Here is a 23,877-nt window from a genome sequence, read left to right as displayed (position 1 = left end):
GCCGGACGCCCCCTGATCGGAGGGCGTCCCGGAGAGATTGGTCGTCATAGCCTTTGTCGCCGGCGAGACCCTCGATTTTCTTGGTGTTGCGAAGAGTGACTCGACGGCCTCCGGGTCGGGGTTATAGAGATAGGAAGGCGAATACACCCGCGTTTAGGCGGGTGATAAAGCCGACATGGTGGGAAGCAATCCACTGGCCGAACAGCTGGATCGAGTTTCAGATACCGAGGTTAATTGATAGGCCACTCTATATAAAAACAGGAATTGGTCGGAACAGAGCGGATTCCGAACCGTCCTTCGGGGGTCGTTCGAGAGAGCTCCACTCTCTCGTGATGACGAAAATCTTCGATTTTCGAACCACGGCCTGTCCGTCCGCGTAACGGGGCAGTATTCAAAAGGGCAGTCGGTGGACGCCACATCCTTGAAGGGTGTGTCTGTGCCGACTGCTCAAAACGAGCCAGAAGATACCCCCGACTTCACTGATGCCTGCCAGCGTCCCCGTGGCAAAAACAACACCGGGACGCCGTACACGGTCGAGAATAGGGGTACCGGCCACTTGGCATGGCCAGCAGTCCACCAGTTCAATGCCGTGGGACTACCCGTGCCCGAAAGAACTGGGAGTCCAATGATTGGAGTGTAAACCTGAAACTCCCACCGCTCGGGATTTCTCCGCGTTTACGCCGAGGAGGATGTCAAACACTCGTATCTACAATCTCTGTACAGTTACAGTGCAAAATATATCAAGACAAGTGAGTTGCATAGTAGCCATACAGGGGAGGTCGAGTACGAGATACGCGCTCTATATTGCCCGTAATTAGAACAACCGTCGTTCGATAGCCCCACGGAGATGCCCTGGCTGGCTAACTTCATAGACAACGAGGGTTCCATGCTCTGTTCCAGCCGTTATTAAGCTCGGTTCCTGAGAGAAGAGCTGATCTGTGAGATTCTGCTGTATGCCGCTAACAATGAGTACATTAGAATCGTTAGCCGCAAGCTCAATTGCGCTATCAGTACCCAGCTCAACTATTTTTGTTTCAACTGGAGACTCACATACGTCCACCAGCTCTGAGAGATAATCGTCGATAGTGTTCCGGCGGCTTTCAGGGAGATCCGTTTTTACTGGGAAGTAGAACGTAATCGTCGCATCGACCGCTGAAGCGAGCGCATCGGCCAGCGCAACTTTCGTTGGGTCAAACGGCCCCTCATCGGTGATGACCCCAATACGTTCTATATTTTCGTGGTCGAAGTTCGAGACTTCAATCACATCACAAGGGGCGTGATCTTCAATCCAGCTGGTATCGCTGCTCAGTAGCGACTCTAACCCAGCCGACCGCTCAATGATTAGTGTGTCGGCGTTGATCTCATCAGCATAATTCACGATTGCGTGTCGGGTATCATGGCTGACAACCTCGCCGTATCGGATTGGTATTTTCGAATTGGCGGCTCGAGTACCCATGCGCTCTTCGAACGCTTGGTCGGCCTCTGTGAGGGTTGACGCCGACTGTGGGAGCGGGGTTTGGTCAGGGATAATGTCGAACTGTGCGACTCGAATCCCTCCCTCCCGGGTACGCGCGAGGTCTGTTGCTAGATCGATTAACGACTCTTCTACCGCAGGCGTGGTCTGTTCTGTTACCGCTACTAAGACTTCGCTACTGTCGGTCTGTACCTCGGATTCGGTTTGCTCAACCACGTCTCGTCCGACGCTACGACGGAGAGCATCAGTCATTGCCCCCTCGCGAGCGACGCCGCCGCGGCGATAGACGAAAAAGTAGTACCAAAGCATGGATCCGAGAATAATGACGACGGCTCCGACCAGCGGGACAAACCCGATGTACCGGAGTAAGACGAAGCCACCAATGATTCCGACTAGCTGTGGAACAGGGTACAACGGAGATCTGAAGCTAGGATCATACGCCTCGATTGATCCCTGTCGAAACGCGATTAATGCGACGTTGATTAGAATGAAAACCAAGATTTTGAAAGCACTAGCCAACTTGGCGATATCGTCGATAGGGACGAACGCGATGAGGACGAGCAAGACACCACCGGTAATTGTGATTGCGTTGACCGGCGTTTCGAATCGGTTACTGACCTTCTCAAAGATGTCCGGGGCGAGTCCGTCACGACTCATCGCGAAGGGGTACCGTGACGAAGAGAGGATACCTGCGTTTGCCGTGCTGATCAAGGCGAGTAATGCTGCCAAGACGACAGCAGCGACGCCGATCGTGGGTAGCGCATTACTCGCTGCGACCTGCATCGGGGTCTCCGTATTCGTCAACGCCGCCTCGTCGGCGACACCGACCATCACGGTAACAATCGCAACATAAATTCCCGCAGTGATGATTAGTGAGCCGAGAATGCCTAGTGGGAGATTCCGATCCGGATTCTCCACCTCTTCGGCGACACTGGCGATCTTCGTAACACCAGCGTACGAGACGAACACGAACCCTGTTGCGCCAAGAATACCGTTAATTCCGCTGTCAAAGAACCCCTCAAAACGAGTCGACTCGACGTTCGGCGCACCGACAACGATGAACCAAGCCATTACTGCCAGCATGATCGCAACGATGATGATCTGCATCCGGCCAGTCTGCTTCGCACCAGCGATATTCAACACGATGAGCAAGGCCGCAACCGTCAGCGCGACGGGTGTGACCGGGAGATCAAACAAGAGTACGAGATACGGCGCACCGCCAACCAGCGCTAACGCACCCTTAAATGTCAGCGAGAACCATGTCCCAATTCCAGCAATTGTCCCGAATAATGGACCCATCGCGCGTTCAATGTACAGATAAGTCCCTCCTGCCTCTGGCATCGCCGTGGCCATCTCGGATTTACTCAGCGCTGCTGGCAGTACCAGCACTCCTGCAAGAAAGTACGCGAAAACGACCGCGGGGCCAGCCATTTTCATAGCTAACCCCGGCAGTATGAAGATCCCACTACCAACCATTGCACCAATGCTAATAGCCGTCACTGCGGGGAGACCTAGGTCTCGTTCTAACTGCTTCCCCATTACTGGATGGAAATCACGTCTGTTGAGTAGTGGCTAAGCAACCGATCAATAGATTTGGTGGAATTCAGAACTAAAATGACATTCATGTGTATTTCGCAAGTTGTGATACCCACTAATAAAACGAGCGATTAAATATATCCATTATAATCTGGTTAGACTGTGGAAAATTATATATTTGATAACAGGATCTAATGAAACTACTTATTCGTTCTTGTGTAGCACATTGTTAATTTCAGAGAGTGGCTTTGACGGCATTTTTGAGCGCTTTTCGTCCGGGTTTATATCGAGTTCTCGTCCAAGTTGGAACGCTCGGAGATACTGTGTGAGGCGATCTTTTTAGATGCCTCGATACGGCGAGAGCCACCGTCGCGCCAGCGACGCTTGGCTCTCGCGGGTGTTCACGTGGACCGTCTCATCGGCGTACTCATCGTCTTCGTGAACAACGTATTTGCGGTCGAATCTCTCGTCTTCTGTAAGCGGCGGGTAGAGCAGACAGATTCCGATGATCATCTCACATAAACCTCGACAACAGCCCGAAATCTGTCAATGCCCGTAGGGCGACAAGAGCAACGAGGGCAACCACAGCAGAGGCGGCTAGTTTCTGGTTCTTGCGGGAGAACATGTCGTAAATCAACAGTACTGACCGATTACTCTTCCCCATAGGTAGGCTTTACTTCGTACCACATTCGCGCTCTGTATTCAGCACGTCTTCAAGAACATATCAGAGCCGTTTATTTTTCACGCCGGGTAGAACGTGGTATGAGCCGTGAACCTCCTGACGCCGACATAATATCGGACGAGGAGCTCACCGAGTTGCTCGCTGATGCTGAGGGGATGACGCCCGAGGAGATCGAACGCAACGCTGCTAAACTCGAGATCGTACCGCCTGAAAGAGCGACCATCGTCAACATCGACGAGTAAACTACGGTTTTGACGTGGTTTCAGTGCCGCCGAGCAGCAGCTACGAGCGATCTACTGACTGCCAGTCTTGTTCTCGCACAATTACAAAATGGTATAAATAGTAGTATCAGCAAGCAAAACTGATCGACAGCATATTCCAACAGCAGGGGCGTATCAAACCTATCCCCTCGCTACCATATCACACTTGATCGCTAGACGTGATTCGTCAGTGGCCTGCTGCGGGATGCGTATCGTCGTCTCGATCGGTATCAATCGGTTCGTATTCGTAGTCCATCCCCAGAGGAGTGAATCCAGGAACGTAGCTGAACCGTTTGCCAGGCTCTCCGTAGAACATCACGGGAAGAGTGCCCCGAGAGTCACGAACGTTGTTCTGTGGAGGCCACTCGTTGAGTTCAGCCGAGGGCTTGTACACTTGGGGCGCAGGAAGCGCACCACGTTCAAGATCCCGCAGATCGAGGACTCGGACTTCGAACTGACGGGCGAGCTCCTCAGCCCGAGCAGTGATGTTGGTCGTATGACAGAGGACTGGCATCGCCCGGCAGGCAAACGCGATCGTACACAGCCGGAAGATCGTCGACGGCGTGATCGTGTCGCTCGTCCAGTCTTTACACTGAGCAACAATCCAATCAGTTGGTTGCTGTTGTTTTGGCTTCCGCTTGGCAACGACATCGACCTCAAGACCGAATAGGTGCTGGCGCGTCTCTGCTCGATACCCCCACCGCATCAACGCCCGCTGGAGTTGATACTCAAGCCATCGCCCATCGCCAACCCCACGCCCAGCCACGTCTGTATAGACAGATCGGTGACTGGAGAGTTTCTCAAGCTGCGTGGAGTTGTCCGCCGACCCCTCAAAAAGTGCGTCCTGAAGAATGACGATGTGGTCTCGAATCGTTTCGAGTGTTTGCTCGATCGAATACTCTTGTGAGGAGTGGTCGTACCCCTGAATGGAGAGATCCTCAAGCAGCCGATCGAGACGTAGTTTGATGTGATACAGTGCCTGAGCAGGGTCGTCCCACGTCACCACCTCATGATCGCCTTGGGACGGGGGGTGCTCTGTCTCCGCAAGCTGTCGACGGATCGCTTTGAGCGGGTAGAGCGCGAGGAACAACCGTCGCCGTATGGTGACAGCTTGGACGGTCGTGAGCGTCTCCTCTTCTGAGAGAACGTCCCGGAGCGTCTCGATCACGTCGATAAGCTGGGTGAGTCCACGATCGAATCCCGGCGGAAGCGAGAGTGGTTCGTCCGTCATTTGGAGAGTGGGCTAGGGGTGAAGTGCTGGCGAGTCAGCGCTGTCTCTGAGAGCGGTCGGAGCGTTGGTTGTCCGTGAGTTCGAAGGTGGTGGTAGAACTCCTCTGTCGTCGCAGGATACCACTGTGGGCTATCGCGCTCGCGGTAGCGGAGCTCGTCGTCGACGGAGACGACTACACCCTGCTCGGTGGTGGCCGTTTTCTCGAACACGAGCGCAGACGGGTCTGGACGCGCCCAGCTGTCACGGATCCACTCGATCATCGTTTCAAGCGGCGTCGGGTCGACGGGATCAGGATACCGGGTGGCTGCTGGCGCGCAGATCGCGACGTCCTCGACACGGTCGCTACCACAGAAGCGCCACTCTTCGCCAGTCCACGCGAGTTCACGGCGTGTCCAGGACTCGCCTGTGCTGTCGGGTTCGAAGCGAAGGCGACGCGGTGGCGCACTCGGTGGGTTCCACTGGAGGAGACACGGACCGTCGTCGGTGACGATAGCGTCATGACGACGGCGACGAGACGCGAACAGTGCGGCGTCGATCTGTGCCCGTGCTCGCCGCAGAGTCGCGAGTGGATCGCCACCCGGCATCGAAACGACGTCGTCACCACCGTTGACCGCTTCGAACAGCCGGTGAAAGTTGGAGTCGATCTCTCTGAGCGTCTCCAGTTCACGCTGGTAGTCAGTCATTAGACGTCCTCCGAGTCCGGCTTGTAGCATGCCGTCTGAAGCCGGCGGATGTGTTCGGCGAGGGGTTCAGTCGCGTCTGTCGGAGCGACGGACTTCGATCGGTCGTCAAACACGACTGCGCCGCACTCATCGAGTGTCTCGAGATGCGATTGGGTCAGCGAGATGTAGACCGAGGTGCGTTCGTTGCTCCTGATTTTACTGGGGTCAATCGCGTTCTCGATGGCAGCGATTTCGACGGCCAGATCACCGGCGGTAGTTGCTCCATACGACTGTGAGAGCGAGAGCAAGACGCGGCGACGACGACTATTTGCGATTGCGTTGAACGCACTGTCTGGATCCATCGGGATGGCAGAAGCGGTCGGAGCGTCGGTGGGTTCGGTCACCTCAGATCGCCCCCATAATAATTGTCTGACCAGCAGATCGCTGGTGACGGTTTGGCGAGTTATTGGAACTGGGCTCTGCGACGCGGTGTGTCAGTAGGTCAGTATCGAGTGCGGTACTCTGAAAAGCAGAGTTATCACTCCTGACCCTGGTTGGGTTGGTTGCTGTCATTAGGTAGCAGCACGATGTCTCCGGCGTCTCAGCGCCGGAGGGTTCCGTCAAGACTCGTGGCTAAACTGAAGAGATTCGATTGTGACTTTTATATTGGTGTCACAAATTGAAAGTCGGTTATTTTGCCATTTGAACGCCTCTAAGATTGATATTAGCGTGTATTCTTAATCACCTCTTAAATTACGCCTCACCCACTACCGGTGAGTAAAAATAATCCGTCACTGCGGCGGCTCTCCTCTATCTAATTCATGGGATGAGCAGGCGAACCATCCGTCTTTAGTTAATATCCTCAGTAATACGTAGTGGCTTCGTTCTCTGCCCATATTTGAAGCCTTCACGCCAGCTACACGGAGAAAATGGCACTGACGGGGATGTATATTGCTCGATAATAGTATCATCAGATTCTGAGCCGTACGTTCTCTCATTTTAATCTACTCATCGACGGCGTGGAGTGGTCGCTGTTAGATAGATCACACGGGGCGGGGGAGTGTTGGGGCATCGTCGATCTTGATCCGATAGAGTGCTGTCGAACAGGCAACCGCGACAACTAGCGCCATCTCTACAGCCGAGTATCCAATAAAGTACATACTCAGAACCAGTCCAGCTGCCAGAACGCTCGCCGCAAGGAAGCGGCCCACGCCAGACATTTTTGTGAGGTCATTCGCTTCAGGTGTGTACTCCATACCCCGAATTTCATGCTTTACACGGTAGAAGGCAAGTCGGGCGTGCCACCAACCGGCCTGGGCAACAGCCACCGGGCCGATACTCGACCGCTGGGTGTCGTCATCCTCACGGAAGTCGTCCAGCGTCAGCTCTCGAATCGCCTCTTCTTCGTCCTCCGGTGGGAGTTTACAGCTCCCTTTCTCAGGAACCCAAGTGTCGACATGAATGAGATTCCCCTCGTTCTCCGCGCGGTATTCAGACCACGTCGGCGGATCCGGATCAAGATTGTACTTCATGCTCTGCCTGCCGTACATTTTATCCATCTCCTCGGCCGCGATCAACCCCGATCGAGCCCTGTAGGCTTCAATTGTCTGTGGGCGAGCCCAACCGAAGTTGTTCACTAGGCCGGTGTCGCTCATCCCCGCCCAGGCGAAGTGGGTGACTGCTGTCGCGCGGTTCACATACGGCTTGTAGGTCACGGAGTCGATCCCATCGACGAGTTCGATAATCCGAGTTGTTCGCCGCCAAATAGTCATGTAGCATCCTACTGGTCGGTCGAGATTGCCGAACATCTCATTGAATTTCTCGACGATCTCCACCTGACGTTCGGTTTTGAGCGGGATCGCTCTCGCTGTTGAGTCGACCTTGCCGTGCCAGTATTCTTTGAGGATCTCTTCGGTGTCGCGATCCTCGCTGTCGCGGTCGGCTGTCTGCTTTGCGTATTTTCGACAGTCGCCGCAGTCACAGTCTTGGAAGCTCGGCACTTGGATTACTTTTCGCCCTGGGTCGTACCAACTCGAGCGGTAGTGTGAGAGCGTTCCCGGACGCATCCGCCCGTAGCCGAGCATCAAGTGGTAGAAAAAGGATTCGACACTTTTCTCCTCATCGGCGATTGAAGCCGACAATTCGAGGACCCTCTCGTAATCTGCTTGTGTGAAAGCGTGGTCAATAGCATGTCCAGACCGAGCCATAATCAAACGTATACAAACTTAGTCATAAATCTTCTCCCGAATTGTGAAAAGTGAAGTACGCTTAGTCAACAAGTAGCAGGAATAATATATTAGAAGAATATAATGTGTTTGCCGGTCGGCGGGTGTTGGTATTAAATGCCGAGCTCTCCCCCTGCGCGGCGCGCTCTCCGCCTCAACGAACTCTCTCAACAGTGCTCCAGAACAGACGATAGAGTGGCTCAATCCCGTCGCGTTCTGCGGATTCAACAGAGCAAATTCTTCCGCTTCGCTACTACCTTCAGACCGACGCTATCCCGCCGCATTCTGCGGATTCAACACACATGAAAGCCTGCTAGCGCAACAGACCACACTTGTGCGACCCAAACGATTACTAGTTCTCTCGGATCATGTGAGAATATGACAAGGGTGGATTCAGAGGGTCGAGTCCTCCTTCCAGAGGGGATACAAGATCGTCTTAATATGACACCGGGCACAGAAGTTGCGGTCCGCGAAGAAGGCCGAAAGGTGGTAATTGAACCGGAGACCAGTCCTGACAAAATTCTCGAACGGCTGGAACAAATGATTAAAGAAATATCACCAAGACAAAAGGTGGAACACCACTTGGTGAAGAGAACAGTCCAACCGCTCACAAGCACAAAGATGCTATTCAGCGACGTGCGGAGAGCCACAGTGATGAGTGACACGGGTGACTTGTATCTATTCGATGCCGGCGCAAGCCTACCAATAGGCAATAGATACGCTACACTGACCACGACCGAATCAGAATCTATCACTTCTGAAGGATTTCAACAGAGCCGTCGTAGTGGGAACATATAAAAACGTCTCACGACAATTAAGTAGGAATTTTGAGGGGAACGAGTGGAGAGTAAAAAGCTATGAGTCCAACCGTCCGGGAACTCCAGAACTCAATCCGAGTAGCGACAGGCCGTTTCGAACGGGAGATCAAGGCGTCGTTCACAAAAGAGGAGTTACAAGCGATTTGTGAAGTACTCAGAACTAATGTTGACAAAACGGAGCAACCATCAACATCGCGAATGCGCCGATCCATCCGGGCGCACGTCGGTATCGCAGAGTCAATAGAGGCAGCCAACGACTCTACCTTCCTGAAGTCAGATCTCCAAGTGATTGCTGACGAAGTCGGAGCATCCTTGGAATAGCCCTGCGTACCATCCCGGTCTACATGATGCCGCCGATGACGAGTAGTCCCACAACGAGCAGCAGCGTCGCGACCACAATCCCCCCGGCCAGTAACGTATTCTCAATCGCTTGCTGGTAGAATGGCATCGCGGCGTACTCCTCGCGGAACGCCTCAAGGTTCTGGTCGTCGTAGAAGTACTTCGTCTTCAGCGCGAACCGCTCAGTGACCGCACACCCCGTACAGACCGGTTCGCCTTCGAGTCGTTCAGTCTTGATGTGGCTGTCGCAGGCGATCGCCCCGCAGTTCGGACAGTAGGTATACGTCTCGTCGACGCCACTCGTCTCGCAGTGGACGCGACGATGAATCCCGTCCTCCAGCGTGACCCGTGAGGGGCCAGCAGCATAGTACTCGTACGGATACGAATACTCTTGGAGCTCGGTCGTCTGCCGAACTTCGGGGAGATACACCGGCTCGATCGATTGTACTGAGATGTCCGAGAGATTCGGCTCACACGTCTTGTTGTAGGTGACGTTGTTGTCGCCGGTGTAGGTCACCTTCGTCGTGTGGTAGTCCTGAAGGCGGTCAACAGCCCACTGCTTGTACTCAGTTTGGGTCTGGCCGAAGCGGCGCTCCTCAACGTCGTCGAATACCTCCCCGGACCGGTCGGCATCAAGATCGACTGTCGCGTGGAAGTTCTCGGTAACCAGCGTCGCGACATCGTCGTCGGCCACTGTCGGATGGCCGCGCTCAGCGTGGACGACGAACCGCGTGCGGTCGTTGATCTGATGGATGACGCCGACGGAGGTCTCGAAGACGGCGTTGGTGTCGGCGGTGATCGCGACAACCGGCCGAAACGTCACCTGCGAGTGCGGCACTGGCAGGTCCGCAGCCTCAATGTTCTCGATGTCGCGGAACGCCTCTTTGACGGGTGTGTCGACGTCGGCCGCCGGGTCGTACGGCCGGAGGGTCTCGTCGCAGAGGATTTCGATGCGGCCGTTGTAGAGGTCAAGTCCGATCTCGTCGGCGATCTCTCGGAGGCCCTCGCCGTCGAGCAACTCGATTGGATGCGGATCGTCGTTCTGCTGAAGGCGCTGTGCGTACTCCTGGGCAGGGTTCGTGAATCGGCCGGTCGTGACGACCATCCCGCGTTTCGGGCCGTCGAAGTCGAACGTCGCGATCGCCGAATGGAGCTTCTGGACGACTGGGCGACCAACGGTTCCCGTGTGCTTGTACTCGACGATGATCGCCCGCCGTGTTCCGTCGACGACTTCCTCCATCAGGACGTCCCGGCCCTCATCAGCTGTCCGCTCGGCCTGCCGGACGTTCTCGTAGCCGAGGTTTCGGAACACGTCCTCCATCAGGTCCTCGAACTCGAACCCCGAGAGGTCGTCCAGTACAGCCATCCGAATATAATTGGACTGTATCTTACTAGAATCAAATACGTTGCCGACTTCGGCGGCGAAAGCGGGTGCGGCGGCCACAGTTGTTGTTTCACGTCCCGCGAGGGGTGCGGGACGTCATCACCGTCCCGAATCACCGATGAGTTCTACAAATGACAGCGAAATTGCCCCCGACCACTGGTGGTTGCATCGCCGAACAGACGACGAGCACTTCGTGTTCGCCTACGAGTTCTCGAACTCCGTTCTCTGCCACGTCCAGCAGACCTCGGAGTGGCTGGTCCGGGTCGACCGGGCCGATGGGACGATCCTCTTCAGCCAGCACGACCTCCGGTCGCGAGCGGCGGCGGTCGACCTCGCCCAGAGCATTATGGAACTCTGTACGATGCTCCATCGGGAGGTCGTCACGGAGCGAAATCAAGCGCGAAAGCCGATGTGCGTCGGTCCCCGAGCAACCGGGGCCGCCAACGCAAGCGATCGGATGACGGGACAGAGTCCCGACACCGCCCGTCGACCGTCGGATTCCCGACCCCGGCAGCCACCGACCCGACCACGAGGCCTCGATCACGGGCAGGGTGAGTTCCGATGACCGGCGGCCGAGCCTATCGCGGCGAACGCTGTATGGGAGGACAGCTGGTGTACACGCCCGATGGCGACCTCTTGGATAAGCATCTCCACGTCCTGCGTCGCGCTCCTGGTGGATTCGACTGGGGACCGGAGGCCGACGAGGCCCGTATCGATCAGCTCGCAATCGCACTACTGGCCGATTCGTCGACGAAGGACATCGCGCTCGACCACTACAAGGAGTTCGCAGAATACCTGCGTGAAGAGCTCGAGGGTGACGAGTGGCGACTCCCGTCCAGCGACATTTCGGCCGATACCTGGTCGCAGGACATCGATGTCATTGATGAGACGCCGTCACCGGAAGACGTCGATATCACGGCGGTCGATTTCGACGAGATGACCTTCGCGGTCGAGCGAGCGCTCTGTGAGAAGCACGACATCAATATTCACCAGAGCGTCGACGACCGTCGCGAGGCACTGGAGGACGCTCGCCAGGAAGTTCAATCAGAGACTACCGACTCGGAGAACTCGGCCACCGACACCGGCGGCTTCGAGTTCCCCGCAGCCAGCCAGTAGGGGCGGTGACGCCGTTCCCGGAGCTGTTTATTTAGCCCTCGAGAGGAGTGCGGGGGTTGCCGCTCCCGCGACGAACCGATGAACGGGAACGCACGACGCCCCACGTCGAACGCAGTCCAGGCAGTGTCGATGATCTCATCTGAGACTACTCGGTCGGGGAAGGAGTCACCTACACCGACGGTGATTCAGTGTACGCGGCCCGGAAATGTGGGTGATCGCTTTGTTGAAATCTTCTAACCGAATTGAGAGTCCGCGCATCATACCGGATCGGGGGAGACAGCACAACCTGCTTAACGACGCATCCGGTTAGATAACCGCAGATGTAACGAACGTCATCATACCACCGATAATCAGCAATACGAACAGCAGGGAGACACGGGGTCCCAGCTCTTCGTCAAGTATGCTGTCTGCACCAAATAAACCCATAAGCAGCGCCACAGCAAAACAAGCCAAGCCGATGGCAAACCCACCTGCCAGTAATGAGACCGCTCCTGACTCCGTTGTCGCGAGACGACCAAACCAGAGACTCATCAGGAGCATCGTTAAGCCAAGCGCGGAATGACGCTTCAATTCTGCAGTGGAATTCATCGGTCCTGTGAACGTAGCTATGGTGTCACCCTGTATTGAATTTGATCTATTCGGTGGCGTTCCAACTGAAGCATAAGGGGAGATTGATTCCTCGGTAGAATAGCAGCCTCTGAGTTCGAGAGTGCGTTTAATAATCACGTTCATTTTTGAGGTCGCTGAATCGTCTCTCCTCCGGTGGCCTCCGAATTTATATTTAATCTCTCCGTTCGACGTGGTGAGCGCACTGATCCGGTTGCCGGCCCAAAGAGACAGTCTCTCGGCCGAGCCGTTCGTTGCGCCGCACGTCTTGTGTCCGGCCCGGCGGTTGTCCGGTCAGGTAATCGATATATTCTCGAAGTGGGGAACGAGATCGGCAGCGAACCAGAAGCTCGCACGGTCCTAAAGCTGGATACGGAGGTCTAGGCCAGAGGAGAGCCCGGAGTTGCCGACCTCGCCGCAGGGTAGTCCCGCAGACCGTCCGTCGCCGACGACGACGGTGCCGTCAACGGCGGCGGGCTTCCGGTCAGCCCCTCTGGAACTACAGTCTCCATTCCGTGTAATCCGATCAGCATCGGACTACCGTTCCCACTCAATCCGTGTGGTCACGGTGCCGCCTCCCGACCGACCGACAGCAGTGCGTCGGTTATTATTCCGCCGGCCGTGGCGAGGGCATTATATACGTTACAGATGACCCAGAAGCCAACCACTCCGAGCCCCGCGACGGCGAGCGCCTCGGGCAGGGTGGAGACAACGAACTTGCCGATCCGGTAGCTGACCTGCGGGTCGTCGTACACTACGGGCGCAGCGAGCATCGTCACAACCAGCACGCTACCGACAACGGTCACAACGAACGCCGCCAGTTCATAAAGGAACTTCAGGAGGACGACAGCGACGCTGATCCACGTTGTCGGCTCCGCGAGAAACCGCCGCAATGCAACGACGTATTCGTCATCGGTGTTGAGCGACTGGCGCAGCGGTCGGGGGTACGCCGTCTGACGGCCCAGTAGCTCCTCTGCGAGACGGGCCTCCAGTCGTGCTGTACCGGTCGTCGCGATGAGCGTCCCGATCAGTATCGGGATGCCAACAATCGTGAACGCGAGCCCCACCCCGAGAGAGGATACAGTGGTGAACGCGACGAAGTACACCATCGCCTGTACCGTAATGGCACGATTGTCGTCGACAACGGGGTGATCCAGACGGTGCGGCCGTCCGGACCCGAGGACGCCGATAAAGCCGCCGAGACTGTCACCGACGGAAGCGGTCGGCTCGTCATGCCAGGGCTGGTCAACGCCCACACGCCAACAGTTCATCACGTACAAAGCCGAGCGCGCTGGTATCCGTGTCGAGACGGTCGATGCGTACCATACCAGCCAGCGGTGTTCGGCCTGTGGTTCGATGGGAACCCGTGATGGCGACCACTTTGTGTGTTCGGAGTGCGGTCGTGGGCGACACTTCGATCTGAACGCTTCGGAGAATATCTCACAACGGGAGGGAGAACCATGTACGGCGTAACAGTTCGGCTGACGCGACCCGTGTACCTCACGGGCTGAAGAACCGGTCGTCGTTGACGCCCGCTGTATGCGGGGAGGAAGGCCCCATTGACAGGGCTACATGCGGTTTAAAACACATCGTTGGTCACAACTCGGTGGCGACCTTCGACGTTCCACGCGAAAGCGTACCTGAGAACCGAGGAAACGCGCAACCTGAATATCCCGTTCGGAATCCTCGCGCTTTAGCGTGGGGAGGATGAAACCGAGTATAGCTATCGCTGGGAGATCGAAAGTGGCTACAAATCAATCAAGCGATTCATAGTCGCAACGACGTTGAGGAACCGGGCGCGTTGCTCGGGTCGGACGACGACTACGCCCGACGACACGCGGGCTCGCTCCGTCCCGACGAGACGATTCCGTATCGCGATGAGGACGTCTGAACAGTGCGTATCGGACCGACCCCGCGCTCTCTCAACTGAACAATTACACTCGTCGTGGAACATGCCCTGAGCCACGGCTTCGATTCAGGGATGAGAAGCGGGGACGTCGAAACGAGGTGCACGCGTTCGTACCGGGAGCCCTCGTCAAACTCCCCGCTTCGGCAGTGCCGGGGCGGAACCCGTCACCGACTGACTTAGACGGCTCCTCCCGGGCGGAACCGACCCATCTGAACCCACCGACTTAGCTCCCATTCCCGCTCCGTTCTCTGAGCGTCTCGTCCCACTCCTCAAACAGCCCGCGTTCGCGCATCTCTGTCATTCCGGCGAGCGCAAGCCGAAGCTGAATACCGATGAGCGGCACTTCAGCGACGGTCACGATAACGTCGGCCGCGAGGACGGCCCCATCGCGAAGGAGCACGTCCACGAGCTCCACCACTTGCCCGGGTGATTTCGTCGGTTCCATACTACTCGGTGAACTCTGGGGTGAAGGAGTATGGCGGCCATGGACCGGTAAATTCGACGGCAATACCCGGTTCCGAGGCGATATCGTCGAGCTTCGCCCCGATGGACTCCTCGTCGGCGTTGCTCGCTAACAACGCCATCCGTGCCACCCACTCCTTCTGTTCATCGCCGCGCTGATCGATCGCCTGTACGCTCGGCGCTGCGGCATGCTGTTCTATCTCGCGTACGGCGTCGCGTAACTCCGTCCGCAGTCGGTCCCGCAGATCGGTTTTACGCGCGTGTAGCACGTCGTCTAAACGCTGCTCATAGCGCTTATCGAGTAAGAACTGTGTCCCTTCACCGCTTTCGTTTCGCTGCGCTTCTATCTCCGCCAATCGCTCGTCGGCCGCGCTGGCGACCGACTCGATAGCCGACCGGTCCCACGTAACGTGGGCTCGGTACTCCCACAGTCCGCGAAACCTATCGAGCGCTTCCCGGATTCGCGTCTCGTTGTCGGCGATCCACTGCTTGACGGTCTCCTCGCCGCCCCGTAAAATCACGTCGAACTGAAACGGCAGCGGCGTACCGAACGCCGATCCAACGACGTCAACTACCTGCTGATGCGTGACGAGCCACTGTCGTATCTGCGTGGCCTCCTCGGAATCGTACAACTGGTCACACTCATGAGTAACTGCTCCGATGTCGTCATATGTAATAAATGAGATTTGATTATTATCGATTCCATCGACCGCCAGTTCCGGGTCGGTGTCCTCTGAAACATCAACGAGACAGTAGATGTAGCGGCCATCAGAGAGAGTCTCGTCCTGCCCCGACGGACTCGCGTTACTCATCTGTATAAGCCGTATGCTGGAGTTGAGTGAGCGCGTCCGCGACGAGGTCGTCGAGTTCACCTCGGAACGCATTCACGTTTTCATCAATTCCCTCTTCTCGTTTGAGCCGGTCTATCTCCTCGTTAAGCCGTTTGAGTTGCTTGCCGAGCCGCTCTACCTCTTCGTCACTGAGATTTCCAGACTGCATCCGCCTGACCGCTTCCTGTTCAAGCGCATCGTCGACGATCTCAACGAGCGAGACGGCGAGCGTGAGTAGTCCCTCGTGGACACCGCCTCCCTCATCGTCTAAGTTAATCTCTGTGCTCATTATTCCGTATGCTCGCCGGCGTTTACCGATTCATGTTCTGTCGCCGCCTGTCTGCTCTCTTTTTCAGCTTCAGGCGGCGTCGGACGGTCGCTCGCGCGCGTCGTTTCCCCGCCAGTCGTAGCAGGTGTCACTCCGGCCTCCTCATTCACCATTTCCATGTCCGTGCCCGAGGGAAACTCCAATCCGTACTGTGCGGCGGTTTCGAATGACGCCAGTGCCGCCCTGAGCTTGATCCCGAGCAACTCGGTGTCGCCGACCGTTACTGCGATATCGGCATTGATCACGACGCCCTTGTCAAGCAGCGTCTCCAACAGCTCCGCCAGATCGCCCTGTGATCTAGTTGGTTTAGCATCACTCATCAGTTGACTCCGGTGTTACGTCATCCTGCCGTTGGCTGATATCGTCACTTTGCGACTCCGTCGTCTCTGTTGATGTGGACATGCTATCAGTTGTGACGCGATGGAGCCGCTGACCGTATAGACGATCGGAGGCCACAATAGTCGAATACTTCGGTGTTTCCGGAACTGTTGAGTGCGAATTTCGTACTGCGTTTTGTGCGTTTGACTTTTGTGGCGGCATCGTCGAGTATGCGGTCGGATTCTCTTGGGACTTCATGCTCTCACGCCGCTCCTCCGATTGCTCTCGATTAGCTTTTCGACGCTTAGCTAGCTTCTTCCGCTGTCGAAGCAGCTTCTGTCGCGCTTCGTTCCGATTGATCTGTGCTTTCGTCTGTGCTTGCCTCGCTTTCCGATCATGAGTCGATTGGTTATCATTCATGATTGGCTCCGTCATCTGTTGTTCCTTCGTCTCGTAGCTCCACTCGTAATATGTGATTATTAAAGCTCACGTCGGTGACTTTCATCGATGGGTGTTCGATCGGAACTTGTCTAATCTGCGTCTGTCCCCGCCAGATCGTCAGTTCTCCCGCCTCGGCGTCGAACGTAACGTCGAACTCTGTGTCGGAAACTCTTGGAAGGTCGGCAATCACGACGCGCTCTGTCTCTGACACGTCCCGCACTTCGACCGACCGCGACGGCGTCGTATCGGTTGCCCTGTCCACGTTATCGGCCGTGGGCTTCCCCTCATCTGAAAACACACCGTCGTCCCCATCGAGCACGTCGAGCCCTACCGACACGGAGTATTCGTAATCGACCCGTGTTCGGTCGGTGCTGACGTGTCCCGTTCGCCGTTGTGTCCCGTCGGTGTCCGCGTCGGCGAGCGTTCGAAGCAGGCGCACGAGTCGGGCGATCGCCCCGGTACCTCCCTCGGAGCGGTCATCGCCCGGGAACGAATCGAACGGGTCGTCGTTCGCCGGCATCAGCTTTTCACCTCTATTCGGTCTCCCATCTGGGACTTGATCTGCTCGGCCATCTCGAGTCGGAGCTCCAACTCCTGCTTCCGCTCCTCATACTCCGCCTGCGAGCGTTCACCCACCTCGTATAACAGCTGGTTCTCTTTTAGTTCGTCACGGGTCTCGGCCGTGTCGTACAGTTCGTTGAGCGCCATCGTGTGTAAGATATCGAGAATCGAGGTGAACGGTTTCACGAGGATGTCATCGAGAATAAACATCGATCACCGCCCTCCGCGCTGTTTCTCAGCGCCGATGTGGATGTCAACGAAGTTATACGGCGGCCACGGGCCGGTGTACTGTACGGTGAACCGTTCGTCATAGCTTTCTTGGATCTCATCGATCGCGTCGTCGAATGCCCCCCGCTCCGACCGGGGCACGAGGTACGACTTGTTCAGGATCAGTCTGTCACTGAACAATTCGTTCCCAGTCTCGTTGATACTGACCGCCGAGAGAGTCTCAGTGACATCCGATTGTACGTCCTGGGACCGCCTCTCACCGCCCGTTGAGATCACCTTGACGCCAAGTTCGACCGTCCCCCCGATGTCATTTAGCGTGCTCTGTAGCGCCGGGCGCGCCCCCCGAAGGACCCCCTTGAGCGTTCGCGTATTCTTGAACGCCATCCCAAAACTCATCGGGATTATCGTTCGTCCGCCGTCGTACTCGAGGACCCGCTGGAGAACGTCATTGTGCGCCTCGACGTCCTCGTCGGTTCGGTCCGGATCGGTGGTGTCGATATCCGAGACCACGGCCGCGAGCGAGCGATACTCGACGGTATAAACCTCGGTGGCGTCTTTGACACCAGCGACGTCGAGCGTGATGTCTTCCTGTTCAACGATGCCGTACGTGTAAACGTTCTCACTCATATGTATCGTCCGTTGCTCTGTCGCTTTTCCCACACTCCACTAACAGCGACCGTAACGTCGCTGAAAAGACGAGCAGGCGGTCTATCTTCGACCGGGTCTCGTCGCATATTGCCTCCTCGTCAGATATCGAGTAGACCTTCCGCTTCGGCAGGTTCGATACCTCGAGGATGCCCTCGTCCGCGAGTTCAGACAGTCGCGGGTAGACCGTTCCCGGACTGAACGCGGTTCCGAACATACGATTGAGGTCGTCGCTGAGCTCCTTTCCGATCGCTTCCTCTCGGACGGCGATCAGGAGCAGGAGGATCTCGTCGAGTTCGGCGAGAACGTGGTCGTCGCTGATACTCCGTAACGCGCCGTCGCCGACCCACCCGTCACAGCACCGCGCGGCGCTGTCGTCGATCTCGGTCTCGACGTACTTGTGGGGCGGTTCCGGCTCGGGGCTCTCTGAGCTCGTTCTGTTCTTCATCTCACCCGCCTCTGACGGAGTGATCGTTACTTCGGTATCGACGTCGATCTCCTCGCACACCTGTTCGAGTTCTCTGATCATACCATTTCGATTAGGTTAACGGTCGGGAAGGAGCCCGACCTGTCGATGCCGATTCCCAGTAACGGCGTCAGGGGATTTTCGCCGTACAATACCACCGCCTTGCCTAATCGCTCGAGTTTCATGTGCATATCTGCCACCCGATCGGTTCGTTTTCTGAATTCGGCCCCAGGGTTCGTCAACAACACGGCGAGGTCGTTATACAGGGCGATGTAGTTGGCAAACGCACCGAGGCGTTTCTTGAACGTGCTCCGTATGCTATCCATGTTGATGACGTGCAACAACGGTCCGTCGCTCTGAGCACGGATGCTATCGCAGTGCGCTATATACTGATCGTATTCGAGGTCCCTGATCGGAACCGGCGGCCGGAGCGTTCGAGCGTCGTCTTCCCCTCCACGCTCGCTCCGCGTGCCGACCCGCGGATTGGAGCGCTGACCTGGTGGCAGTCGGTCCGTCCGCGTCGAGAGGGGCTGCCACGCGTCTCCATCGCCCGCGTCTCCATCGCCCGCGTCTCCGTCGCCCTCGAACTCGGTTCGGTCGTCCTGGCGCGTGCGAACCTGTTCTTTCGCGCCTAGCACGTGACTGTACTCCTCGACGTTATCGGTGTCCACGACCGACGTGAGATCGCTCTGAATCAGTCCGGGACTTCCACCTTTCGGCGGAATAACCGTCGCGCACATCTCGTTCGCCACGAAGTTCCGGATCGTCGGGAGCGTCAAGACGCTCCAGACGTCGCGCGACAGGTCGCTTCCGAGGTCTAAGTGCACGACGCTCCCGCGGTCATACCCGCCATCGAGTATCGGGTCGAAGTCGCCGATTCCGGTCGAAAAGGTCGTCTTCGAGTTCGGTAACGGGTCCCACGCTGCCTTCGTTTCGGTCGTCTGCGCCGACGTGAGTTCGATCGACGGGATCGCTTGGAACGTCCCGTCGGTGAGGGTGAACGGCTGTAGCCGATTTTCGATCCGAACACCGCGCAGCTTCTCAAGCTTCAGATTCCGCCGCGTTCGACCCCGCTGATCCGTGGACACCTGCGGAGAGACGACCCCGTCGACGGTGTATTTCAACGCGGATGGGTCCCGCTTTTCCGAGACTAGTAACACCTCGATCTGGTCTTCACGAGCGAGGGCCGCGAGTTGAGTGGTCATCGCCGTAATGCTCTGCGGATTCTCGTGTTGCGCGGCGAGATACCGGTGGACGAGGTCCCAACTGTCGAACGCAATGGTCAGGTTATCGGTCACCCTGTTGATCGACTGAATCCACTCGAGCAGCGAGTCGAGGTTCAGCTTCGGGAACGGGATGTCGATGGTGACCGGGAGTTCGTACGGACCCTGCGAGAGGTCGACGATGTTCGTCTCATCGAGCGACGAGGCGTCGTCGAGATACATCCCGCAGACGGTGCTCTGATCGATACGAGAAGAAACGTACAGCACCTCGCTCTGCGGCCGCACGACGTCGAGTACCCGGAGGGTAAATAGCGTCTTTCCGGTCCCGGGGGCGCCTTGTACCAGTAACGTATGTCCCGCGTCCTCGGCGAAGAACCGACTGATCTCGCGAGGAAATAACGATAACACGTGTTGTCTCATGTCAGTGCGTCGGAGTTGGCCTCCGCTGATACCCCTTGGTCATTGCCTGCGACTGAACTACAGCATCTAATAGGGTACATGATGAACCAAGCTGTTCATTGGAGACCGGATTGTTATTTAATCAACAAATATAAAATAGTTTGCTATAGTACATTTGATAATCTGTGACACAATTACTTACAACCCGGCACTCATCTTCAATTGCATTCCGCCAATGGCACAACCAGATTCCTCAAGCTTGGCAGAAGTGTTGGACCGTGTACTTGACAAAGGCGTCGTCGTCGACGCCTTCGCGCGAATCTCGCTCGTCGGAATCGAGATTCTCACCGTTGAGGCGCGCGTCGTCGTCGCGTCGGTGGATACCTTCCTCCACTACGCGGAAGAGATCGCGAAAATCGAACAGGCAGAGCTTACCGCCGGGACTGAGGCCGCGCCTGCGCCCGAAGCGTAAGGCGTCCGCAGTTCCGACCCAAGCACTGTCGCGCGATCAGATGCCAACACACTTTATCCATAACACATGAGCGTTAACCAGAAAGTCGAGGCAATGAGAGAGGCACGTGGACAGTTTTCCGACAAGCAGGCCGAGTTCGAGGCGTACGCCGCCGAGTTCGCCGCAGGTGTCGATGCGAAGCGGGACACCAGTGAGCTCTCCGAGGCGAGAGCCTCATTCCAGGCGGAGCTGGAGCGGACGGACGGCGAGTTCCGCGCGTACGCCGACGAGTTCGACGACGAACTCGCTCGGTTCGACGCTGCCGTCGACGAGCGAGTTGAGGCAATCGACGCCGTTCGCGATCGCTTCGCGGCGTACTCCGAGACGTTCGAGTCAGACGTTCACGCGATCCAGGACGTCGACGGTCTCCTCGACGCGATCGCCGAACTCGGCGCCGAGATGGCCGCGACCGAGACGATGTTCGACGAGTACGCGGACCGCTTCGCCGACGACGTCGTCGCCATACAGGACATCTCCGAGCTGGTGACTGCCATCGAGGCGCTCCGAACGGAGTTCGCGGACGTCAGTGCTGCCTTCGAAGGCTACGCCGAGACGTTCAACGGCAACGTGAGCGATTTTAATGCCGATATCGCTGACCAGAGCGACGCGTTCGCGGCAGCGGCCGAGGCGTTCGCGGAGTACGGCGAATCGTTTCACGAGATGAAGGTGCAGCCGATGGTCGGGGATATTGACGCGTTCTGCGCGGAGTTTTCCGACACGGAGGCCGAGTTCCGGTCGTTCGTCAAGGAGTTCTACGGTGGAGACGAGACGGCGAACGACACTTCCGCCGACACGACCGACGTCGCAGAGACGGGGACGACCGTTCCGGTCAACGACCCGTCCACCGCGTCGGACGACGCAGGCGACACCGACGGCGGGAGCCCGGACGAGGAGAGCGCGGACACTGAGTCCTCGGGTGACGCGGCCGTGCAGACGACGGCGGATTCGGGCGAAGACGACTCCGCCGGCGATTCGACCGCCGTGGACGTCGATCCGGTCTCCGAGGGGATGGTCCGGTGTCTCATCTGCGACGAGTACTACCAGGCGATCACCGAGCCGCACTTACAGACGCACGATATGTCTATCCAAGATTACCGCAAGGAATACGGCGAAGAAGTGCCGCTTCGACCGGAGAACAAAGAATGAGCGACCGCTCGCGCGAACGGAAAGTCCGCGGTTCGCGAATCCAGTCGTCACGCGATGAGAAGCGGGAGACACAGCACAAAGAGCGCGAGAGCGCCGATACTCGCCAGACGATCCGGACCGGCACGGACGTCTCCGACCAGTTCGTCCCGGACGAGCAAACGTTCGTCGAGACCGACGCCGTCAGACGGATGAAACGGCGACTCGAGCGCTGGATGGACGTCGGGCGTCCGGTGCATCTCATCGGACCTACCGGCTGCGGTAAAACCGCGCTCGCGATGCAAACCGCCAGGGACCGTGATCGACCCGTCGTCTGGATAAACGGCGACGCCGACCTGACGACCAGCGACTTGGTCGGCGAGTACGGCGAGACCGAGCGAATCTCGGAGCGAGATAAGTACATTCATAACGTCGTCAAGAGCAAGGACATCATTCGCGACCGCTGGGTCGACAACCCGCTGACGCTCGCGGTCAAGGAGGGGGCGACGCTCGTGTACAACGAGTTCTCGCGGACCAAACCCATCGCGAACAACGTCTTGCTGTCCGTGCTCGAAGAGGGCATGCTCGAACTCCCGGGCCAGCGCGGCGAGTCGCGATACGTCGACGTCCACCCCGAGTTTCGGGCTATCTTGACGTCGAACTCCGTCGAGTATGCTGGCGTTCATGAGCCGCAGGACGCGCTTTTGGACCGCCTCGTCGGGATCCACATGGACTTCTACGATCACGAGACAGAGGCCGCGATCGTCCGCTCGAACGTCGACGAGGCCGACCAAGCACAGGTCGACCAGACGGTGACGCTGGTGCGACGCCTGCGCGATCGACTCGAGATCAACGTCGGGACGCGCGCGGCGATCATGGCTGTCGAGGGCACGAGACCGGTGGACGAGCTCGACGAGCAGACGTTCGGCGATATCTGCGTCGACGTGTTGGCGTCGAAGGTCTCATCCTTGGACGACATCGCCGGACTCCGCGAGGAAGTCGAGGCCGCGATCCGAGAGACTAAGTTACCGTTTGTCGACCAGTGACCCGTTAGCTACTACAATGCCATCAGACACAGACGAGCACGCTGACGACGACAGTCGGGACCCGCTTTCTGACGACCCAGCGGTAGAGGTCGACGACGCGCCCTCCTCGTCAGAACCGTCTACCGACCGCCCGACGGACCCCTCAGACGGACCATCTACTGTCGGACTACTCACCGTACAAGAAAACGCTCGCGACGCGGCGAAGCAGCTTCTCGACAGCGATTTCGAGGGAATTATCGAGGTATCGATGAAGGACGACGAGGAGTGGCGAGCGCTCGTCGAAGTCGTTGAGCGTCGCGCGGTGCCGGACACGCAAGATATTCTCGGTCGATACGAACTCACGCTGACCGGCGCCGGCGACGTGATAGGGTATGAACTCCGCGAGCGGTACCAACGCAGTGATGTCAAGGAAGAACTGTGAATGTCTGGGAGGCGTCTCGACGCGCCCCGCTCGCCCGTCGGTAAGTGACCACGTTGGAAGTCGAGTCGCGTTCGGTATGGCCGACGGGGGAGCGGACAGTCGCCCGAGATATGGAGGTGCGCCGACCCGCTCCCGTCACGCTCAATGCGAACCACGCCGACGCTACACTTCTTGACGGGCCGACAATCTCCGCTAGGTCGCTTCGTCCGTCACGGGCCACGCCCGGGATGAGCGCGTCACGACGAGCGTGTCGACTCTTGAGGGAAGACCGACGACGCCTCCCCTAGTGCTGTCAGCGATTTCGAGCCAACGATTCCACGCTATTGGGAGTGGCAGGGAAACTGGATTACGAGTTTGAACCGGATGACGACGTAGAGCAGCGAATTCGACAACTCGTCGCAGAACACGGGATCAACGACGACCTGTCCAGTGACTGGGAAATTACTGACCTAACCATGTGAGATTAGAGGTACTCACCTGAGCAAAAAAGATGTATGTCTACTGAATCGACAGAATCGCACATCTCACATCGCAGGAGAGACGCTACGAAGTTTCAAAACGCTTCAAGCCGGGAAAGACAAACCGCCAGAGTGGGTCGAGTTCTCTGGTGCTTCGGAGTATCAGCTAATTTAGC

General features: G+C 57.3%; 26 protein-coding genes and 2 pseudogenes. 9 read left to right on the top strand and 19 right to left on the bottom strand.

From position 1 onward, the window contains the following. Positions 1-814 precede the first annotated feature (814 nt). Both ABNG04_RS13805 and ABNG04_RS13800 read right to left on the bottom strand, forming a co-directional pair. Entirely contained in the window at positions 815-3,013 is a 2,199-nt protein-coding gene (locus tag ABNG04_RS13805; protein WP_371162980.1) for an amino acid permease, read from the bottom strand. Between the two features lie 232 nt (positions 3,014-3,245). Next, a pseudogene (locus tag ABNG04_RS13800) lies at positions 3,246-3,499 on the bottom strand (IS1595 family transposase); the annotation flags it as partial. Positions 3,500-3,772: 273 nt separating this feature from the next. Between ABNG04_RS13800 and ABNG04_RS13795 the strand changes: the two are divergent. Next, a complete protein-coding gene (locus ABNG04_RS13795; protein WP_371162979.1) occupies positions 3,773-3,934 on the top strand; it encodes a hypothetical protein in 162 nt (53 codons plus the stop codon). Positions 3,935-4,139: 205 nt separating this feature from the next. On the opposite strand, the gene ABNG04_RS13790 is transcribed toward ABNG04_RS13795, so the two are convergent. The 5 genes from ABNG04_RS13790 to ABNG04_RS13770 all read right to left on the bottom strand — a co-directional run bounded on the left by ABNG04_RS13790 (position 4,140) and on the right by ABNG04_RS13770 (position 10,593). Continuing rightward, positions 4,140-5,183 carry a hypothetical protein gene (locus tag ABNG04_RS13790; protein ID WP_371162978.1) on the bottom strand — a complete coding sequence of 348 codons (1,044 nt, stop codon included), beginning with the start codon at positions 5,181-5,183 and terminating at the stop codon, positions 4,140-4,142. After that, positions 5,180-5,866, bottom strand: coding sequence for a hypothetical protein (locus ABNG04_RS13785; protein ID WP_371162977.1), 687 nt, complete (start codon positions 5,864-5,866; stop codon positions 5,180-5,182). Before ABNG04_RS13785 ends, ABNG04_RS13790 begins: the two co-directional genes overlap by 4 nt. Next, positions 5,866-6,207: a DUF7344 domain-containing protein gene (locus tag ABNG04_RS13780; RefSeq protein ID WP_371163108.1), complete on the bottom strand. Its 342-nt coding sequence runs from the start codon at positions 6,205-6,207 to the stop codon at positions 5,866-5,868. Before ABNG04_RS13780 ends, ABNG04_RS13785 begins: the two co-directional genes overlap by 1 nt. A 681-nt stretch (positions 6,208-6,888) precedes the next feature. Continuing rightward, a complete protein-coding gene (locus ABNG04_RS13775) occupies positions 6,889-8,052 on the bottom strand; it encodes a hypothetical protein (protein WP_371162976.1) in 1,164 nt (387 codons plus the stop codon). A 1,176-nt stretch (positions 8,053-9,228) separates the two neighbouring features. Beyond that, positions 9,229-10,593: a restriction endonuclease gene (locus tag ABNG04_RS13770; RefSeq protein ID WP_371162975.1), complete on the bottom strand. Its 1,365-nt coding sequence runs from the start codon at positions 10,591-10,593 to the stop codon at positions 9,229-9,231. A gap of 136 nt (positions 10,594-10,729) precedes the next feature. Here ABNG04_RS13770 and ABNG04_RS13765 point away from each other — a divergent pair, with 136 nt between their 5' ends. Then, positions 10,730-11,176 (top strand): hypothetical protein, encoded by a 447-nt coding sequence (locus ABNG04_RS13765; RefSeq protein ID WP_371162974.1) that lies wholly within the window; start codon positions 10,730-10,732, stop codon positions 11,174-11,176. 32 nt (positions 11,177-11,208) lie between these two features. Next, a complete protein-coding gene (locus tag ABNG04_RS13760; RefSeq protein WP_371162973.1) occupies positions 11,209-11,727 on the top strand; it encodes a DUF6166 domain-containing protein in 519 nt (172 codons plus the stop codon). Positions 11,728-12,033: 306 nt separating this feature from the next. Here the strand turns inward: ABNG04_RS13760 and ABNG04_RS13755 are convergent, their stop codons facing one another. After that, positions 12,034-12,315, bottom strand: a complete 282-nt coding sequence (locus ABNG04_RS13755) for a hypothetical protein (protein ID WP_371162972.1) — start codon at positions 12,313-12,315, stop codon at positions 12,034-12,036. Between the two features lie 581 nt (positions 12,316-12,896). Further along, positions 12,897-13,589: a sensor domain-containing protein gene (locus ABNG04_RS13750; RefSeq protein ID WP_371162971.1), complete on the bottom strand. Its 693-nt coding sequence runs from the start codon at positions 13,587-13,589 to the stop codon at positions 12,897-12,899. A 1-nt stretch (position 13,590) separates the two neighbouring features. Here ABNG04_RS13750 and ABNG04_RS13745 point away from each other — a divergent pair. Further along, positions 13,591-13,806: pseudogene (locus ABNG04_RS13745) on the top strand (zinc ribbon domain-containing protein); the annotation flags it as partial. Positions 13,807-14,465: 659 nt separating this feature from the next. Here ABNG04_RS13745 and ABNG04_RS13740 read toward each other — a convergent pair. The 10 genes from ABNG04_RS13740 to ABNG04_RS13695 are packed head-to-tail and all read right to left on the bottom strand — an operon-like array spanning position 14,466 to position 20,164. Further along, positions 14,466-14,687 (bottom strand): gas vesicle protein, encoded by a 222-nt coding sequence (locus ABNG04_RS13740; RefSeq protein WP_371162970.1) that lies wholly within the window; start codon positions 14,685-14,687, stop codon positions 14,466-14,468. A gap of 1 nt (position 14,688) precedes the next feature. Further along, positions 14,689-15,516 (bottom strand): gas vesicle protein GvpL, encoded by an 828-nt coding sequence (gene gvpL / locus ABNG04_RS13735; RefSeq protein WP_371162969.1) that lies wholly within the window; start codon positions 15,514-15,516, stop codon positions 14,689-14,691. Next, entirely contained in the window at positions 15,509-15,823 is a 315-nt protein-coding gene (locus ABNG04_RS13730) for a gas vesicle protein K (protein ID WP_371162968.1), read from the bottom strand. The genes gvpL and ABNG04_RS13730 overlap by 8 nt, the downstream gene beginning before the upstream one ends. After that, positions 15,823-16,182 (bottom strand): gas vesicle protein GvpJ, encoded by a 360-nt coding sequence (gene gvpJ, locus ABNG04_RS13725; protein ID WP_371162967.1) that lies wholly within the window; start codon positions 16,180-16,182, stop codon positions 15,823-15,825. Before gvpJ ends, ABNG04_RS13730 begins: the two co-directional genes overlap by 1 nt. Next, complete coding sequence (locus ABNG04_RS13720; RefSeq protein WP_371163107.1) at positions 16,175-16,600, bottom strand: protein gvpI; 426 nt, start codon at positions 16,598-16,600, stop codon at positions 16,175-16,177. Before ABNG04_RS13720 ends, gvpJ begins: the two co-directional genes overlap by 8 nt. Continuing rightward, complete coding sequence (gene gvpH, locus ABNG04_RS13715; protein ID WP_371162966.1) at positions 16,593-17,141, bottom strand: gas vesicle protein GvpH; 549 nt, start codon at positions 17,139-17,141, stop codon at positions 16,593-16,595. The genes ABNG04_RS13720 and gvpH overlap by 8 nt, the downstream gene beginning before the upstream one ends. Then, positions 17,141-17,392, bottom strand: a complete 252-nt coding sequence (gvpG, locus tag ABNG04_RS13710; protein WP_371162965.1) for a gas vesicle protein GvpG — start codon at positions 17,390-17,392, stop codon at positions 17,141-17,143. Before gvpG ends, gvpH begins: the two co-directional genes overlap by 1 nt. 3 nt (positions 17,393-17,395) lie before the next feature. After that, on the bottom strand, positions 17,396-18,037 hold the full coding sequence (gvpF, locus tag ABNG04_RS13705) for a gas vesicle protein GvpF (RefSeq protein WP_371162964.1): 642 nt from the start codon (positions 18,035-18,037) through the stop codon (positions 17,396-17,398). Continuing rightward, positions 18,030-18,584 (bottom strand): PadR family transcriptional regulator, encoded by a 555-nt coding sequence (locus tag ABNG04_RS13700; protein WP_371162963.1) that lies wholly within the window; start codon positions 18,582-18,584, stop codon positions 18,030-18,032. The genes gvpF and ABNG04_RS13700 overlap by 8 nt, the downstream gene beginning before the upstream one ends. Next, entirely contained in the window at positions 18,581-20,164 is a 1,584-nt protein-coding gene (locus tag ABNG04_RS13695) for a gas vesicle protein GvpD basic region 2 domain-containing protein (protein WP_371162962.1), read from the bottom strand. The genes ABNG04_RS13700 and ABNG04_RS13695 overlap by 4 nt, the downstream gene beginning before the upstream one ends. 214 nt (positions 20,165-20,378) lie before the next feature. On the opposite strand from ABNG04_RS13695, the gene gvpA reads away from it, so the two are divergent. The 5 genes from gvpA to ABNG04_RS18165 all read left to right on the top strand — a co-directional run bounded on the left by gvpA (position 20,379) and on the right by ABNG04_RS18165 (position 23,704). After that, positions 20,379-20,615, top strand: a complete 237-nt coding sequence (gvpA, locus tag ABNG04_RS13690; RefSeq protein ID WP_267662982.1) for a gas vesicle protein GvpA — start codon at positions 20,379-20,381, stop codon at positions 20,613-20,615. A 66-nt stretch (positions 20,616-20,681) separates the two neighbouring features. After that, the gene (locus ABNG04_RS13685; protein WP_371162961.1) at positions 20,682-21,800 is read left to right on the top strand and encodes a gas vesicle protein GvpC; all 1,119 of its coding nucleotides are present in this window, start codon (positions 20,682-20,684) and stop codon (positions 21,798-21,800) included. After that, the gene (gvpN, locus tag ABNG04_RS13680) at positions 21,797-22,822 is read left to right on the top strand and encodes a gas vesicle protein GvpN (protein WP_371162960.1); all 1,026 of its coding nucleotides are present in this window, start codon (positions 21,797-21,799) and stop codon (positions 22,820-22,822) included. Before ABNG04_RS13685 ends, gvpN begins: the two co-directional genes overlap by 4 nt. Positions 22,823-22,838: 16 nt before the next feature. Further along, positions 22,839-23,243 (top strand): gas vesicle protein GvpO, encoded by a 405-nt coding sequence (locus ABNG04_RS13675; protein ID WP_371162959.1) that lies wholly within the window; start codon positions 22,839-22,841, stop codon positions 23,241-23,243. A gap of 329 nt (positions 23,244-23,572) precedes the next feature. Then, the gene (locus ABNG04_RS18165) at positions 23,573-23,704 is read left to right on the top strand and encodes a DUF8137 family protein (protein WP_510952318.1); all 132 of its coding nucleotides are present in this window, start codon (positions 23,573-23,575) and stop codon (positions 23,702-23,704) included. Positions 23,705-23,877: the final 173 nt, after the last annotated feature.

This window comes from Halorubrum miltondacostae (assembly GCF_041379815.1).
GTDB lineage: Archaea > Halobacteriota > Halobacteria > Halobacteriales > Haloferacaceae > Halorubrum > Halorubrum miltondacostae.
Note: the sequence above shows the minus strand (reverse complement) of the source record. Positions and strands in the feature narration are given on the sequence as shown.

Coding starts and splice junctions, on each gene's coding strand:
- ABNG04_RS13805 (WP_371162980.1), bottom strand. CDS start 3,013: ATGGGGAAGCAGTTAGAACGAGACCTAGGTCTCCCCGCAGTGACGGCT.
- ABNG04_RS13795 (WP_371162979.1), top strand. CDS start 3,773: ATGAGCCGTGAACCTCCTGACGCCGACATAATATCGGACGAGGAGCTC.
- ABNG04_RS13790 (WP_371162978.1), bottom strand. CDS start 5,183: ATGACGGACGAACCACTCTCGCTTCCGCCGGGATTCGATCGTGGACTC.
- ABNG04_RS13785 (WP_371162977.1), bottom strand. CDS start 5,866: ATGACTGACTACCAGCGTGAACTGGAGACGCTCAGAGAGATCGACTCC.
- ABNG04_RS13780 (WP_371163108.1), bottom strand. CDS start 6,207: ATGGATCCAGACAGTGCGTTCAACGCAATCGCAAATAGTCGTCGTCGC.
- ABNG04_RS13775 (WP_371162976.1), bottom strand. CDS start 8,052: ATGGCTCGGTCTGGACATGCTATTGACCACGCTTTCACACAAGCAGAT.
- ABNG04_RS13770 (WP_371162975.1), bottom strand. CDS start 10,593: ATGGCTGTACTGGACGACCTCTCGGGGTTCGAGTTCGAGGACCTGATG.
- ABNG04_RS13765 (WP_371162974.1), top strand. CDS start 10,730: ATGAGTTCTACAAATGACAGCGAAATTGCCCCCGACCACTGGTGGTTG.
- ABNG04_RS13760 (WP_371162973.1), top strand. CDS start 11,209: ATGGGAGGACAGCTGGTGTACACGCCCGATGGCGACCTCTTGGATAAG.
- ABNG04_RS13755 (WP_371162972.1), bottom strand. CDS start 12,315: ATGAATTCCACTGCAGAATTGAAGCGTCATTCCGCGCTTGGCTTAACG.
- ABNG04_RS13740 (WP_371162970.1), bottom strand. CDS start 14,687: ATGGAACCGACGAAATCACCCGGGCAAGTGGTGGAGCTCGTGGACGTG.
- gvpL (WP_371162969.1), bottom strand. CDS start 15,516: ATGAGTAACGCGAGTCCGTCGGGGCAGGACGAGACTCTCTCTGATGGC.
- ABNG04_RS13730 (WP_371162968.1), bottom strand. CDS start 15,823: ATGAGCACAGAGATTAACTTAGACGATGAGGGAGGCGGTGTCCACGAG.
- gvpJ (WP_371162967.1), bottom strand. CDS start 16,182: ATGAGTGATGCTAAACCAACTAGATCACAGGGCGATCTGGCGGAGCTG.
- ABNG04_RS13720 (WP_371163107.1), bottom strand. CDS start 16,600: ATGAATGATAACCAATCGACTCATGATCGGAAAGCGAGGCAAGCACAG.
- gvpH (WP_371162966.1), bottom strand. CDS start 17,141: ATGCCGGCGAACGACGACCCGTTCGATTCGTTCCCGGGCGATGACCGC.
- gvpG (WP_371162965.1), bottom strand. CDS start 17,392: ATGTTTATTCTCGATGACATCCTCGTGAAACCGTTCACCTCGATTCTC.
- gvpF (WP_371162964.1), bottom strand. CDS start 18,037: ATGAGTGAGAACGTTTACACGTACGGCATCGTTGAACAGGAAGACATC.
- ABNG04_RS13700 (WP_371162963.1), bottom strand. CDS start 18,584: ATGATCAGAGAACTCGAACAGGTGTGCGAGGAGATCGACGTCGATACC.
- ABNG04_RS13695 (WP_371162962.1), bottom strand. CDS start 20,164: ATGAGACAACACGTGTTATCGTTATTTCCTCGCGAGATCAGTCGGTTC.
- gvpA (WP_267662982.1), top strand. CDS start 20,379: ATGGCACAACCAGATTCCTCAAGCTTGGCAGAAGTGTTGGACCGTGTA.
- ABNG04_RS13685 (WP_371162961.1), top strand. CDS start 20,682: ATGAGCGTTAACCAGAAAGTCGAGGCAATGAGAGAGGCACGTGGACAG.
- gvpN (WP_371162960.1), top strand. CDS start 21,797: ATGAGCGACCGCTCGCGCGAACGGAAAGTCCGCGGTTCGCGAATCCAG.
- ABNG04_RS13675 (WP_371162959.1), top strand. CDS start 22,839: ATGCCATCAGACACAGACGAGCACGCTGACGACGACAGTCGGGACCCG.